Source organism: Aeromonas sp. Marseille-Q7275 (assembly GCF_965119515.1).
Genome location: NZ_CBCPLW010000003.1, coordinates 1 through 14,414, shown reverse-complemented (window position 1 = coordinate 14,414; position 14,414 = coordinate 1). Strand labels below are relative to the sequence as shown.

13 protein-coding genes are annotated in these 14,414 nt (G+C 62.3%); 5 read left to right on the top strand and 8 right to left on the bottom strand.

Annotated features, from left to right (window positions below; translation table 11 throughout):
- Positions 1-4: 4 nt before the first annotated feature.
- The 5 genes from ACWPWQ_RS03875 (at position 5) to fhuB (ending at position 7,770) form a co-directional block, all read left to right on the top strand.
- Positions 5-2,113, top strand: coding sequence for a TonB-dependent siderophore receptor (locus ACWPWQ_RS03875; protein ID WP_202047999.1), 2,109 nt, complete (start codon positions 5-7; stop codon positions 2,111-2,113).
- Positions 2,114-2,174: 61 nt separating this feature from the next.
- Entirely contained in the window at positions 2,175-3,821 is a 1,647-nt protein-coding gene (locus ACWPWQ_RS03870) for a multidrug ABC transporter permease/ATP-binding protein (RefSeq protein WP_454009055.1), read from the top strand.
- 137 nt (positions 3,822-3,958) lie between these two features.
- Entirely contained in the window at positions 3,959-4,723 is a 765-nt protein-coding gene (locus ACWPWQ_RS03865) for an ATP-binding cassette domain-containing protein (RefSeq protein WP_454009054.1), read from the top strand.
- A 168-nt stretch (positions 4,724-4,891) separates the two neighbouring features.
- Positions 4,892-5,791 (top strand): ABC transporter substrate-binding protein, encoded by a 900-nt coding sequence (locus ACWPWQ_RS03860; protein ID WP_454009176.1) that lies wholly within the window; start codon positions 4,892-4,894, stop codon positions 5,789-5,791.
- Positions 5,788-7,770 (top strand): Fe(3+)-hydroxamate ABC transporter permease FhuB, encoded by a 1,983-nt coding sequence (gene fhuB / locus ACWPWQ_RS03855; protein WP_454009053.1) that lies wholly within the window; start codon positions 5,788-5,790, stop codon positions 7,768-7,770. The genes ACWPWQ_RS03860 and fhuB overlap by 4 nt, the downstream gene beginning before the upstream one ends.
- 70 nt (positions 7,771-7,840) lie before the next feature.
- On the opposite strand, the gene mnmE is transcribed toward fhuB, so the two are convergent.
- The 8 genes from mnmE to ACWPWQ_RS03815 all read right to left on the bottom strand — a co-directional run bounded on the left by mnmE (position 7,841) and on the right by ACWPWQ_RS03815 (position 14,185).
- A complete protein-coding gene (gene mnmE, locus ACWPWQ_RS03850; RefSeq protein WP_043132733.1) occupies positions 7,841-9,202 on the bottom strand; it encodes a tRNA uridine-5-carboxymethylaminomethyl(34) synthesis GTPase MnmE in 1,362 nt (453 codons plus the stop codon).
- Positions 9,203-9,299: 97 nt separating this feature from the next.
- Positions 9,300-10,946, bottom strand: a complete 1,647-nt coding sequence (yidC, locus tag ACWPWQ_RS03845) for a membrane protein insertase YidC (RefSeq protein WP_139437134.1) — start codon at positions 10,944-10,946, stop codon at positions 9,300-9,302.
- A gap of 5 nt (positions 10,947-10,951) precedes the next feature.
- Positions 10,952-11,200, bottom strand: coding sequence for a membrane protein insertion efficiency factor YidD (gene yidD / locus ACWPWQ_RS03840; protein ID WP_010672280.1), 249 nt, complete (start codon positions 11,198-11,200; stop codon positions 10,952-10,954).
- The gene (gene rnpA / locus ACWPWQ_RS03835; RefSeq protein WP_025328882.1) at positions 11,167-11,526 is read right to left on the bottom strand and encodes a ribonuclease P protein component; all 360 of its coding nucleotides are present in this window, start codon (positions 11,524-11,526) and stop codon (positions 11,167-11,169) included. Before rnpA ends, yidD begins: the two co-directional genes overlap by 34 nt.
- Positions 11,526-11,660 carry a 50S ribosomal protein L34 gene (rpmH, locus tag ACWPWQ_RS03830; RefSeq protein ID WP_005307156.1) on the bottom strand — a complete coding sequence of 45 codons (135 nt, stop codon included), beginning with the start codon at positions 11,658-11,660 and terminating at the stop codon, positions 11,526-11,528. Before rpmH ends, rnpA begins: the two co-directional genes overlap by 1 nt.
- A gap of 269 nt (positions 11,661-11,929) precedes the next feature.
- Complete coding sequence (locus tag ACWPWQ_RS03825; RefSeq protein WP_139437132.1) at positions 11,930-12,664, bottom strand: amino acid ABC transporter ATP-binding protein; 735 nt, start codon at positions 12,662-12,664, stop codon at positions 11,930-11,932.
- Positions 12,665-12,757: 93 nt separating this feature from the next.
- The gene (locus ACWPWQ_RS03820; protein WP_139437129.1) at positions 12,758-13,426 is read right to left on the bottom strand and encodes an amino acid ABC transporter permease; all 669 of its coding nucleotides are present in this window, start codon (positions 13,424-13,426) and stop codon (positions 12,758-12,760) included.
- Positions 13,427-14,185, bottom strand: coding sequence for an amino acid ABC transporter substrate-binding protein (locus ACWPWQ_RS03815; RefSeq protein ID WP_042650677.1), 759 nt, complete (start codon positions 14,183-14,185; stop codon positions 13,427-13,429).
- Between the last annotated feature and the right edge of the window lie 229 nt (positions 14,186-14,414).

Sequence of the window (14,414 nt, the reverse complement as noted above, 5' to 3'; positions counted from 1 at the left end):
TTATATGATTGCGCAAAAAAATACCCAAGATGCAGTGATGCGAAAGAAGGGGGCCCAGCTGTTGCCGCTCTCCTGCCTGCTGGCGAGCCTGCCGGTGCTGGCTGCGGAACCGGTGGATAAAGAGCTGCCCAAGGCGGCTGAAACCATGGTGGTGACCGGCACCGCCATGAAGGTCGAGGTGCCCATGGCCGAGACCCCTCGCGCCGTCTCCGTGGTCAACCGTGAAGAGCTGGATCAGCACGCCGTGCAGCAGCTCGACGAGTCCGTGCGCTACCGCTCCGGCGTGCTCACCGGTTTCTATGGCTCGGACAACAACACCGACTGGTTCAAGGTGCGTGGCTTCGATGCCGCTCAATACCTCGATGGCAACCGCCTGTTCGGCACCGGCTACTATGTCTGGACACCGGAGCCATTTGGTCTGGAAAGCGTGGAGCTGCTCAAGGGCCCGGCCTCCATCCTCTACGGCGAGGCGCCTCCCGGCGGCGTGATCAACTCCATCAGCAAGCGCCCCACCGCGACCCCGCAAGGCCTGGTCAATCTGCAACTGGGCAACCGGGATCTGCGCCAGGTCGGGGTCGATTTCTCCGACGATCTGACCGACGACAGCCGCTATCGCATGGTTGCGCTCTATAAAGAGCGCGACGGCGTGCTGGATGGCACCTACAACGAGCGCGCCTACCTGGCGCCGAGCGTGACCCTGGACATCTCGGATCGCACCAGCCTCACCCTGCTGGCCAGCTTCCTGCACGATGAAGGAGTGCCCACCAACGGCTTCTTCCCCGTCTACGGCACCCTCAATACCGAGGGCGGCCAGATCGATCCCGCCACCAACCTGAGTCAGCCGGATTACGATCGCAACCGCAACACCCAGATCTCCACCGGCTACGAGCTGGCCCACCAGTTCAACCAGACCTGGGAGTTCAAGCAGAACGTCCGCTTCAACTACAACGATCTGCTGCTGCGCCAGACCTATATCTTCCCGACCTATGAAGGCACTACCGCCTACCGCGGCCTGGTCTACCGTGACGGCGACACCAAGAGTGCCACCATGGACAACCAGCTGGTGGGTTACTGGAACACGGATCGCACCGAGCAGACCCTGTTGATGGGGATAGATCTTCAGCGTCACGTGAACGAAGGGGTCGAGGCCGACAACTACGGCATGGGGTCCATCGACACCATGAACCCGGATTACAGCGGCTTCCCCGGCTTCGACGAGTCCACCGCCACCTATCAGAAGAACACCAAGGGTCAGAGCGGCCTCTACGCCCAGCATCAGATCCGCTGGGACGATCGCTGGTTGCTGACCGCAGGCGGCCGCTTCGACTATGTGGAGACCCACAACATCAGCGAAGCCACCAGCAAGAACGAGAAGCAGTATGATGACAACCTCTCGCTCTCCGGCAGCCTGATGTACCTGGCCGACAACGGCCTCTCCCCATACTTCGCCTATGCGGAGTCGTTCGAAGTGCTGCCTGGCATAGACCCGAACACCAAGAACTCCTACAAGCCGCTGGAAGGCAAGCTGTATGAGACCGGCATCAAGTACGCCCCCAGCTTCCTCGATGGCTACATCAACCTGGCGCTGTTCGATCTGGAACAGACCAACTCGCTGGTCTCTACCGGTTCCGGCCAGCAGACCCAGGCCGGTGAAGTGACCTCCCAGGGGATCGAACTGGAAGGGAGCGTGCAGGCCACAGAGGCGCTGCGCCTGACCGCTGCTTATACCTACACCGATGCCAAGACCAACGACACCGGCAACGGTGATCGCCAGGCCAGCCTGATCCCGCGTCACCAGGCCTCCTTCTGGGGCAACTACAAGGTGCAGCAGGGTCCGGTCTCCGGGCTGGAAGTGGGCACCGGGGTGCGTTACATCGGCTCCAGCGTCGGCATAGGTGCCGTGAATGCGGACTACACCCCCATCTACGGTTCGGCCCAGGTGCCGGCCCAGACGGTGTGGGATGCGATGATCGGGTATGACTTCGCCAAGAACTGGCGTGCCCAGGTCAACGTCAACAACCTGCTGAACGACACCTATGTAGCGAGCTGTGACTACTACTGCTACTACGGCGAGCCGCGCAGCATAGTCGGCTCCGTCAACTACCGCTGGTAAGATACAGGCCGGGCGGGAGCCTCAAGCTCCCGCCCTCCTTCTTTTTGTACACAGGCCTGTCATGGAACTCTTGTCACTGGTTTACCGCCAATACCGTTGGCCCTTCATCGCCATTACCCTGCTCAGCCTGCTCAGTGCTGTGAGCGGGATAGGTGTCATTGCCTTTATCAATCAATATCTTATCGAGTCAGTCGGCGATCCGTTGCCGATCCTGGGTCAACTTGTCGGCCTTATCTTTTTGCTGCTGGTGATCACGCTCGGCTCTCAGCTGGCCCTGACCACCCTCGGTCATCATTTCGTCTACCGGTTGCGCGGCCGCCTGCTCAAGCAACTGCTGGACACCGACGTCGCCCGCATTCGCCAGATAGGGCAGGGGCCGCTGCTGGCCTCCCTCTCCAGCGACATCGGCCAGATCACCATCGCCTTCGTGCGCCTGCCGGAGCTGGTGCAGGGGCTGGTGCTCACCCTGGGTTCCATCATCTACCTCGGCTTGCTCTCTCCCGCCCTGCTCGGTGTCACCGCCCTCTGGGTGACCGTGACCATGGTGGTGGGCTGGCTGCTGGTGAACCGGGTCTATCGCCACCTGGCCCGGATGCGTCAGGCCGAGGACAGGCTCTACCAGAACTACCAGTCCATCATCGCGGGCAGCAAGGAGCTGGCGCTCAACCGCGAGCGGGCCCACTTCGTCTATCACCAGCTCTATGAGCAGAACGCCCGGGACTACCGCCGGGAGATCATCCGTGCCGATACCTATCACCTGAGCGCGGTGAACTGGTCGAACATCATGATGCTGGGGGCCATAGGCCTGGTCTTCTTCCTGGCCAACGGCCTCGGTTGGGCCAATACCAATGTGGCCGCCACCTTCGCCCTGACCCTGCTGTTCCTGCGCACCCCGCTGCTGCAGGGCATCGGGGCCCTGCCGACCCTGATCTCGGCCCAGGTGGCGTTCGACAAGATAGCGACCCTGAATCTGGCCGAGCCGGAGCCCAAGTTCCCGCTGCCGCCGGCCCCCAGTGCCTGGCAACGTATCGAGCTGGAGCAGGTGAGCTTTCACTATCAGGGGGAGGGCGGCTTCGCCGTGGGCCCCATCAATCTGACCATTGAGCGGGGGGAGCAGATATTCATCATTGGCGGCAACGGCTCCGGCAAGTCGACCCTGGCCATGCTGCTGACCGGGCTCTATCAGCCGGTCTCTGGCCGGATCCTGCTGGATGGTGAACCCATTGCCGATCGCAACGCCTACCTGGCGCTCTTCTCCGCCATCTTCACCGACTACCACCTGTTCCAGCACCTGCTGGGGCCTGAGCCGAAAGAGGCCCTGGTGGCCGAGTGGCTGGAGCGGCTGCAGATGGGCAGCAAGCTGGCCATCGAGGAGGACTTCATCGCCAACATCGATCTCTCCCAGGGGCAGCGCAAGCGGGTCGCCCTGCTGCTGGCACTGGCGGAGCAGCGCGAGGTGATGCTGTTTGACGAGTGGGCGGCGGATCAGGATCCCCAGTTCCGCCGCATCTTCTATCAGGTGCTGTTGCCGCGCCTCAAGGAGATAGGCAAGACGGTGATCGCCATCAGCCACGACGATCTCTATTTCTCCCTGGCGGATCGCCTGCTGGAGATGCGTCAGGGACAGCTCACCGAGCTGACCGGCGAGCGGCGCGAGCAGGTGAGCCGGGATGCGGTCGCCCATCTCGATAGCGAGGTGCCGGTCTGATACCGGCCGCAAGGGGGAGGCGAGCGCCAACCCCTTTCAGTACAGGAATGAATCATGTTTGAGAGGAAATCTGCCGGTTTTATGGTGAACGCTCACCGACCCGAGCGTCGAGCACAGAGCCGGCACGGGAGCAGATCATGTTTGAGATGAAAGCAGCCAGCTTCGCGGTCAACGACCGCACCCTGCTGCAACCCACCAGCCTGCGTTTCGAGCAGGGTCAGGTCTACGGCCTCATCGGCCACAACGGCTCGGGCAAATCCACCCTGCTCAAGCTGCTGGCACGCCAGCAGCCCCTGAGCGATGGGGAGATACTGTTCGATGACAAGCCGCTGCAGGAGTGGGGCAACCGGGACTTCGCCCGTCAGGTGGCCTATCTGCCCCAGCATCTGCCGAGCGCCGAGAGCCTGCTCGGCCGGGAGCTGGTGGAGATGGGGCGCTATCCCTGGCGCGGTCTGCTGGGCCGCATGGGGGAGGCCGATCACCGCCAGGTCGACAAGGCCATAGCGCTGACCCATACCGAGGGGTTTGCCGACAGGCTGGTGGATACCCTCTCCGGCGGCGAGCGGGGCCGGGTCTGGCTGGCCATGCTGCTGGCCCAGGAGAGCCGCTTCATCCTGCTGGACGAGCCGCTGGCTGCGCTGGACGTGGCTCATCAGGTGGAGGTGCTCACCCTCGTCAAACAGTTGAGTCGCCAGCTCAACCTCGGGGTCATCATCGTCATTCACGACATCAACATGGCGTCCCGCTTCTGCGATCGGCTGGTGGCGCTGCACGGTGGTCGTCTGCTGACCCACGGTGAGCCCGAACAGATCATGACAGGCGAGACCCTGCATGCCATCTATGGCATCCCGATGGAAGTCATTCGCCACCCGGCTCATGACCACGCCATCGCCATCGTCTAGACAAGGTTTGTTATCCCGATGAGTTTATTTGAACCCATATCACTGCAGACTGGCGAGACCCTGCACTCCATGCACCATGGCATCCCCATGGAGGTCATTCGCCACCCGGCTCATGACCATGCCATCGCCATCGTCTGACCGGGGGAGCTCTTGAACCTTTTATTGAAGATGGCCCCCTGCCTCGTCAGCCTGCTGCTGCCGCTGGCGACGCAGGCCGAGACACAGCCCGCAGCCCCTGCTGCCGACGGTACTGTTCCGCGCATCGCCACCGTGGACTGGACCATAGCCGAAACCCTGCTGGCCCTCGGCGTGACCCCGCTGGCCATGGGGGATGTGAACTCCTATCGCGCCTGGGTCGGCGAACCCAGGCTCCCCGCCGGGGTGATCGACATCGGCCTGCGGGCCCAGCCCAACCGGGAACTGCTGGCTGAGCTCAAGCCCGATCTCATCCTCATCTCCCCGCTGGCGGCCCCCCTGGCGCCGACCCTGTCCCGCATCGCGCCGGTGCAGTCCATCGCCCTCTATGAACCCGATGCCGAGCTGTGGCCGCGGCTGCGCGAGGCGACCCTGACCATAGCCGCGCTGGTGAACAGAACCGCCGAGGCCGAGCGCCAGCTCGCCGCGCTGGAGCGGGATCTGGCGCAGATGAAGGAGACGCTGCCCGCCGATCTGCCCCCCTTGCTGGTGGTGCAGTTCATCGACGAGCGCCATGTACGGGTGTTTGGCCGCCACAGCCTGTTCGAGGCGGTGATGGAGCGGCTCGGCCTGCGCAATGCCTGGCAGGGGGAGACCAACGCCTGGGGCTTCTCGGTGGCCAGTCTCGAGCAGTTCTTGGCCATTCCCGAGGCCAGGCTGGTGGTGGTGGATCCCATTCCCGTGGGGGTGAGTGAAAAACTGCGGGAACCCGGGCTCTGGCAGCACCTGCCGCTGGTACAGAACACGCCCGTGCTGCATCTGCCCGCGACCTGGAGTTTCGGCGGCATGCTGGCCGCCCGTCGTTTCGCCACCCTGCTCGGCGAGGCCCTGCAGCCTCAGGGCGGCGTGGCCCTCAAGGGGGAAGCCCAATGAATCGTTTCGTCTCCTCTCCCTTGCTGCGCCCGGGCCTCTGCCTGCTAGCGCTGACCCTGGTGCTGGCTTGTGGTGAGCTGGCGCGCCAGCTGCCAGGCGCACTCTGGTGGCAGGCCCTCTTCTCCCCCGAGCTGGACGACGCCCGCCAGGCGGTCATCCACTTCAGCTGGCTGCCGCGGCTGGTGGTCTGCCTGCTGGCCGGTGCCGCCCTCGGGCTGGCCGGCACCCTGATGCAGCAGGTGCTGCGCAATCCCCTCGCGTCCCCCACCACGCTGGGGGTGGCTTCCGGCGCCCAGCTGGCGTTGATGATGGTGACCCTGTTCGCCCCCTCCTTGCTGCTGATCGGGCGCGAGTGGATCGCCATGGCGGGTGGCAGCCTCGCCATGGGGCTGGTGTTTGCCCTGGCCTGGCGTCGCCAGCTCAACCCTGTGGTCATCGTATTTGCGGGTCTGGTGATCAACCTCTATCTGGCGGCCATCAGCATGGGGCTGCTGCTCTTCTTCCAGGAGGAGCTCAAGGGCCTGCTGGTGTGGGGCAGCGGTTCCCTGGCCCAGAACAGCTGGAGCGGCGTCCTCTACCTGCTGCCACGGCTGCTGCTGGCTGGCGTCCTGGCCATCCTGCTGGTCCGCCCGCTGGGCGTGCTGGAGCTGGACGATGCCAGCGCCCGCAGCCTGGGGGTCTCCCTCAAGCAGCTGCGCTTCGCCGGCCTCGGGCTCGCGGTCTTCGTCACCGCCTGCGTGGTGAGCGTGGTGGGGCTGATCGGTTTCATCGGGCTGGCGGCACCTGCCATGGTGCGACTGCTGGGGGTGAGGCAGCTCGGCCAGCGTCTGCTGTGGGCCCCCATGCTGGGTGCCTTGCTGCTGGCGGCCACGGATCTGCTGCTGCAATCCCTGAGCCGCTTCTGGCCTGTGCTGATCCCGACCGGCGCCATGACGGCGCTGCTGGGGGCGCCGCTGCTGCTCTGGCTGATCCCTCGGCTCGCCTTCAAGTCAGGCGCTCCCAAGGCCGCCAGCGGCCTGACGGTGGCGCGCCATGGAGCGCCCGCTCGCCTTATCGGCCTGCTGTTGATGGGGCTGGTATTGGCGGTGGTTGCGTCCCTGCTGGTCGGGCAGGGGATGCACGGCTGGAGCTGGCCGAGCTGGCTCAGGTGGCAGGCCCAGCTGGAGTGGCGCCTGCCGCGTACCCTGGCGGCCGGTGCTGCCGGTGTGCTGCTGGCCCTGGCGGGCACCCTGTTGCAGCGGGTCAGCAACAACCCCATGGCGAGCCCGGAGCTGCTGGGGGTGAGCGGCGGCACCTTCATGGGGGTGATAGCGACGGCCTTGCTGCTGCCCGCTTTGCCGCTGCCCATGATGCTGCTGGGGGGTCTGCTCGGTGCCTTCGGCTGCCTGCTGCTGCTGGTGCTGGTCAACCGCAAGCACGGCTTCCAGCCTGAGCGGATCCTGCTCTCCGGCATCGCCATCACGGCACTGTTCGAGCCGCTGCAGGCCATCGCCCTGGCCAACGGCGATCTGCGGGTGCAGCAACTGCTCTCCTGGATGTCCGGCTCCACCTATTACGTCACCCTGCCGGTGGCCTATGGCCTGACGGGGTTGGCGCTGCTGATGCTGGCGGCCTGCCTGCTGGTGAGCCGCTGGCTCGATCTGATGCCCATGGGGCCGGCGGTGGCGACGGCGCTCGGCATTCGTCTCAACCGCGCCCAGCTCATCATACTGCTGCTGGTGGCCGTGCTCACCGCCAGTGCGACCATGGTCATAGGCCCGCTCTCCTTCGCCGGCTTGCTGGCCCCCCACATGGCCAAGCTGATGGGGCTGGTGCGGGCCCGCTGGCACCTGCTCGGTGCGGCGGGATGCGGGGCCCTGCTGATGGTATTGGCGGACTGGGTCGGCCAGCAGATCCTGTTCCCGCAGGAGGTGCCGGTCGGGCTGGTCTCTACCTTGTTAGGGGGCGCTTACTTCATGTGGTGCCTGCGCCGCCTCTAGGTTTGCGGATAAAAAATGCACAAAAAAAGCCCGGGATCATCCCGGGCTTTTCATTGCCTGCCGTGCAGGTTTACTTGCCGATGCAGAAGCTGGAGAAGATGCGCCCCAGCAGATCGTCCGAGCTGAACTCGCCGGTGATCTCGGAGAGAGACTCCTGCGCGAGGCGCAGCTCCTCGGCCACCAGCTCGCCGGCCACGAAGACCTCGAGCTGCTCCCTGGCCACCAGCAGCCGCTCGGCGGCGCGCTCCAGGGCGTCCAGATGGCGGCGGCGGGCCATGAAGCCCCCCTCGGTGTTGCCCTGGAAGCCCATGCAGGCCTTCAGGTGCTCGCGCAGGGCGGGCAGCCCCAGCTCGGTCTTGGCTGAGATGCGGTAGACGGCGTGGCCCAGTTCCTGGCTAGGTTCCAGATCCTCGCCGGTCAGGTCGGCCTTGTTGCGCACCACGGTGAGGCCGATCTTTTTTGGCAACCGATCAACAAATTCCGGCCAGATCTCCCGTGGGTCGACCGCATCCGTGGTGGTGCCATCCACCATGAAGAGCACCCGATCGGCCTGCTCTATTTCGGCCCAGGCACGCTCGATGCCGATCTGCTCCACCTTGTCCTGGGTATCGCGCAGGCCGGCGGTGTCTATGATGTGCAGCGGCATGCCGTCCAGGTGGATGTGTTCGCGCAGTACGTCGCGGGTGGTGCCGGCGATTTCGGTGACGATGGCGGATTCGCGGCCCGCCAGGGCGTTGAGCAGGCTGGACTTGCCGGCATTGGGACGGCCGGCGATCACCACCTTCATCCCTTCCCGCAGCAGGGCGCCCTGCTTGGCCTCGCCGCGCACGTCATCCAGCTCTGCCATGATGGCGTAAAGATCCCCCGCCACCTTGCCGTCTGAGAGGAAGTCGATCTCCTCGTCCGGGAAGTCGATGGCGGCTTCCACATAGATGCGCAGCCGGGTGAGACTCTCCACCAGCTGCTGGATCTTGCCGGAGAACTGCCCCTGCAGGGAGTGCATGGCGCTGCGGGCGGCCTGCTCGCTGGAGGCTTCTATCAGATCGGCGATGGCCTCGGCCTGGGCCAGATCCAGCTTGTCGTTGAGGAAGGCGCGTTCGCTGAACTCGCCGGGGCGGGCAGGGCGGATGCCCTCGATTTGCAGGATGCGGCGTATCAGCATGTCCAGGATGACGGGACCGCCGTGGCCCTGCAGCTCCAGCACATCCTCGCCGGTGAAGCTGTTGGGGGCCTTGAACAGCAGGGCTATGCCCTGATCCAGAGGCTGGCCCTGCTCGTCCTTGAACGGCAGATATTCGGCATAGCGCACCCTGGGCAGCCGACCGAGCACGATTTCGGCGACTCGTTCGGCGGCGGGGCCTGAGACGCGGACTATGCCGACGCCACCCCGGCCGGGGGCGGTGGCCTGGGCCACGATCGTATCTGTTGTCATCTTGCTTGACTCGTCTGTTCGGTAATTGGGGGACATTGTAATAAAAAAGGCGGCCCGAAGGCCGCCTCTTTTGTCATCAGGGAAGATGGGCTGCGCATCAAGTGCGTGAGTGCAGGCCTTTCTTCTCCAGCTGACGATAGATGATGGTCTGCTGGATGATGGAGATGACGTTGCTCACCAGCCAGTACAGGGTCAGACCTGCCGGGAACCAGAGGAACATGAAGGTGAAGATGATCGGCATGAACTGCATCACCTTCTGCTGCATCGGGTCCGTGATGGTGGTCGGGCTCATCTTCTGCAGATACCACATGGAGGCACCCATGAGGATCGGCAGCACGAAGAAGGGGTCCTTCACCGACAGGTCGGTGATCCACAGGGCGAACGGCGCGTGACGCAGCTCGACAGACTCCATCAGTGCCCAGTAGAGGGCGATGAAGATGGGCATCTGCACCAGGATCGGCAGACAGCCACCGAGCGGGTTGACCTTCTCCTTCTTGTACAGCTCCATCATGCCCTGGGACATCTTCTGGCGATCGTCACCGAAGCGTTCCTTGAGCGCAGCCAGCTTGGGTTGCAGCATGCGCATCTTGGCCATGGAGGTGTACTGGGCCTTGGTCAGCGGGAACATGATGCCGCGTACCAGCAGGGTCAGCATGATGATGGCCAGGCCCCAGTTCTGGACGAAACCGTGGAACACGGTCAGCAGCCAGTGCAGCGGCTGGGCGATGAACCACAACCAGCCGTAGTCGACGGTCAGGTCCAGGTGGTTTGCCACCTTGGCCATCTGATCCTGCAGCTTGGGACCGACCCACAGCTTGCCGCTTACTTCGGCCTGCTGACCGGCAGCCACGTCAACCAGCGGCGCCTTGTAGCCGATGATGGCCTGGTCTTTACCCGGGATCACGCGGCTGTAGAAGCTGTTGGTGTCCTCGGCGTTCGGTGCCCAGGCGGAGACGAAGTAGTGTTGCAGCATGGCGACCCAACCACCCTTGGTGGTCTTGTTCAGGTCGGCATCCTTCATCTCGTCGAAGGTGTACTTCTTGTAGCGGGTATCTTCGCTGGAGAAGGCACCACCACGGTAGGCGCTGGCTACCATGGCATGGCCTTCCTGGTCCTTCGGCGTGGTCACGGTCTGCTTCAGCTGACCGTAGAACTGCACCTGAACCGGCTCGGCAGACTTGTTGTCGATCTTGTAATCGACGCCGATGGCGTAGTCACCGCGCTTGAGCACGAACTCCTTGGTGAAGACCACGCCCTTGCTGTCGGTCCAGGTCATCGGCACGACGACTTGATCCTGACCATCGGCCAGCTGGTAGCTGGTCTGGGCGGCTTCGTAGGTGGGACGACCCTGGGGCTGGCTGTCAGGACCGTTGCGACCCACCAGACCACTCTGGGCAACATAGAGGTGCGCAGGCTGGCTGGTCAGCAGGGTGAACGGCTGTTCCTTGCCTTCTTCCAGCTTGTGGGCCAGCAGTTCGGCAGAGACGATGTCACCGCCCTGGGTATCCAGGGTCAGCTTGAGCACGTCGGAGGAGACGGTGATCAGCTTGCGTGCGGTAGTGGCGTTGGCTTGCTCGGAAACCTGAGGAATATCACCGGTCTGACCGGCTTCAGGTACGAAATGTTCGGTTTGGGCCACGGTAGTCGGGGCCGGCTTCGGAGCCTTGTCGGACTCCCACTGTTGCCAGAGCAAGAAGCTCACGAACAGCAAACCGATCAGGAGTAAATTGCGTTGTGATTCCATAGTCTTCAGTTTCTTCGCTTTGGTTGCGGAACCGGGTCATAACCACCCTCGGATAAGGGATGGCATTTTAATAGACGTTTGCTGGCTAACCAAACGCCTTTTATGAAACCGTGAAGTCGGATTGCTTCTATCGCAAATTGGGAACAAGTCGGGGTGAAACGGCAGCGCGGCCCGAGCAGGGGACTAATGATTAGCTGATACAGGCGTATCAGTTTGATAGCTACCCATTGCAACGGCGTGACAGAGTGCGCCATAGCTTTTCCAGTAACTTGAACAGCTCTTCGTTATCCATCTCCTTTACGCCACCCTTGGCTATGACGACGATGTCGATAGCGGGCAGATTGGCCTGATTGAGACGGAAGCTCTCCCGTACCACTCGTTTGACACGGTTACGCCAGACGGCACGCTTGAGTGCTTTTTTGGGCACAGCTAGGCCAAGACGGGGGTGTTCGAGGGAATTGGGGCAAGCAAGAAGCGTAATTTGCGGAGAAGCGGCCCGGACAGGCTCGGCGAAAACGCGTTTGAAGTGTTCGGGAGTTAACAGACGTAACTCCCGAGAGAAGGTGTGCTGGGTAGGCATTAGACTACCAGGCGGGCACGACCCTTGGCACGACGAGCGGCCAGAACTTTGCGGCCGTTGGCAGTAGCCATGCGAGCGCGGAAACCGTGAGAGCGCTTGCGCTTCAGGTTGGACGGTTGAAAAGTACGTTTCATGATTCGATTCCGTATTTCTGTACAGTTTTGATTGTCACACTTAGCCGACGCGCCAGCTATAGCGTGTGACGACTAGCAAAAGAGGCCGAATTCTAAACAGAGTTCGGCTTCTCGTCAATCCGCCGTTCCCTCTCATCTTCTTCTGGCTCAACAATAAGCAGGAGAAGCTGGCAGGATCCAGAGGATCAAGGGCCCCGAATTATACTGGCAACCCCGGGTTAAACAAGGATCCACCAAGAAAAAAGGCGGCCAGGCCGCCAAAGAGAGAGCTATTTAAGGACTTTGCGCAGGAACTCCCGGGTGCGGGGATCCTGCGGATCGACCAATATCTGATCCGGCGGGCCCTGTTCGACGATCCGACCCCCTTCCATGAAGATCACCCGGTCGGCGACATCACGGGCAAACTCGATCTCGTGGGTCACCACCACCATGGTCTGGTGCTGGCGGGCAAGCTCCTTCATCAGCCCCAGCACCTCGTCGACCCATTCCGGATCCAGGGCCGAGGTGGGCTCGTCAAACAGGATGACCTTGGAGTGAGCCGCCATGGCGCGGCCTATGCCGACCCGCTGCTGCTGGCCACCGGAGAGGGACGCCGGGTAGGCATCCTGCTTGTCGGCGAGGCCTATGTCCTTGAGGATGCCAAGGGCGGTGGCACGGGCCTCCGCCTTCGGCTGTTTCCAGACGGTGATCAGCCCCTCGGCTATGTTGTCCAGCGCCGTCTTGTTGGCAAACAGGGCGTAGTTCTGGAACACGAAGGAGGCGCGCTTGCGCAGCTCGATGGCCTGCTGCTCGCTGGCTCGGGCCAGATCCAGCTGCAGGTCATCGATGGCAAGGGTGCCTGCATCCGGGGTCTCCAGCAGGTTGAGACAGCGCAGCAGGGTCGACTTGCCGGTGCCGGAGGGACCGATGATGACGACAATGTCACCCTTCTTCACCTCCAGATCGATGCCGTTCAATACCTGATTGCCGTCATAGGCCTTGGAAAGACCCGTTAACTTGATCATGACAGGTCTCCTTCAATGGGCGCGGCTGTTGAGAGGTACTTCCAGCCTGTGCCGCAAGTGGGTAATGGCGTGCTCATCATCGCTGGCATCCTCTTAGTAAGCACGATTGAGGCGTACTTCCAGCAGGTGCTGCAAGCGGGTGAAGAAGATGACCACCACCCAGTAGACCAGGGCCACCGCCATAAAGCTCTCGAAAAACTTGAAGGAGGAGGAGGCCTCCATCTGCGCCTTGCCCATGATCTCGGCCACCCCCAGGGTAAACGCCAGGGAGGTGCTCTTGATCATGTCGATGAAGTAGTTCATCAGGGACGGCGTCGCGATGCGGGCCGCCTGCGGCAGTATGATCCGCCGCATCGCCTGATATCGACTCATGCCGATGCTGAGGGCAGCTTCCATCTGGCTCTTGTGGATGCCCAGAATGGCGGCGCGGATCGACTCGGCCATGTAGGCGGCGAAGTGCAGGGTCAGCCCTATGATGGCGGCGGTAAAGGCATCCATCCCCACGAAGACAGGGAACAGTTGCGGCAGCCCGTAGTAGAGCAGGAACAGCTGGACGAGCAGGGGAGTCCCCCGGAAGAACGAGATATACAGCATCGCCAGCCAGTGAATTGCGGGAACGCGAAACACCCGTACTATCGCCAGGGCCAGCGACAGTACGAGTGCCAATACGAATCCCCACAGGGCCATTTCCATCGTGGTGCCCAGGTATTTGAGCAGGATGGGAAACAGCCCTAGCGTGTACTCGAGATCAAATTCCATCATTTATTTGCTGGTGATGTCCGCTGCGAACCATTTTTCCGAGATCTTGGTCAGGGAGCCGTCTTTACGCATGGCGGTCAGCGCCTCGTCGACCTTCTTCAGCACGGCCTGTTTTTCCGGGGTCTTCAGGAAGGGCAGGGCGTTCTCGATAGTCTCGAACGGTGCGCCTGCCTGTTGCAGCGGCAGCTTGGATTCCTTGATCAGCTGGGCGGTGGAGACGCGGTCCATCACGAAGGCATCGATGCGACCCAGGGCGACATCCTGCTCGAAGCTGGAGTCATAGGTACGGATGTCGATCTTCTTGTTCGGGTCGTTCTTGCGCAGCAGCTCTTCGAAGTTGGAGCCCAGGTTCACAGCGACCGTCTTGCCTTCCAGATCCTTGAGACCGTGGATGGTGCTGTTGCCCTTGCGTACCACAATCTGGGCGCCGTCATAGACGTAGGGCTGGGAGAAGGCGTACTTGGCCTTGCGCTCGTCGGTGATGGTGATCTGGTTGGAGATGGTATCGACGCGACCGGTTTCCAGCATGCCGAACAGGCCGGAGAAGCTGGCGGTGACGAACTCGACCTTGTAACCGGTGCGCTCACCGATCTGGTTCCACATGTCCACCTCGAAGCCCTGCAGCTTGTCCTGCTTGACGAAGGTGAACGGGAAATACTTGCCGGACATGCCGACCTTGATGGTTTCCTGGGCGATGGCCTGGCCGGACAGGCTAGCCAGCAGAATGGCGGCGCCGGAAATCAGCTTGATGGTGGTCTTCATGGGGATTCCTCTCTCTGTAGTTCTGTATTTTTAGTTGTAATCACGGGTTGGCGCTGATGTTATTGGAATAAAATATAAAGAATAAATGATATTTGGTTATATAAAATAACCGCAGCAGCGGGCTCTCATTCTGTCCACATCACCGGTCGGTGGCTGTGGGTAACTTTGGGGATGAAATCAGATCCTGGGGCGTTGGATCCTTGAAAGTCAAGGATCTTATTTGCTGGAT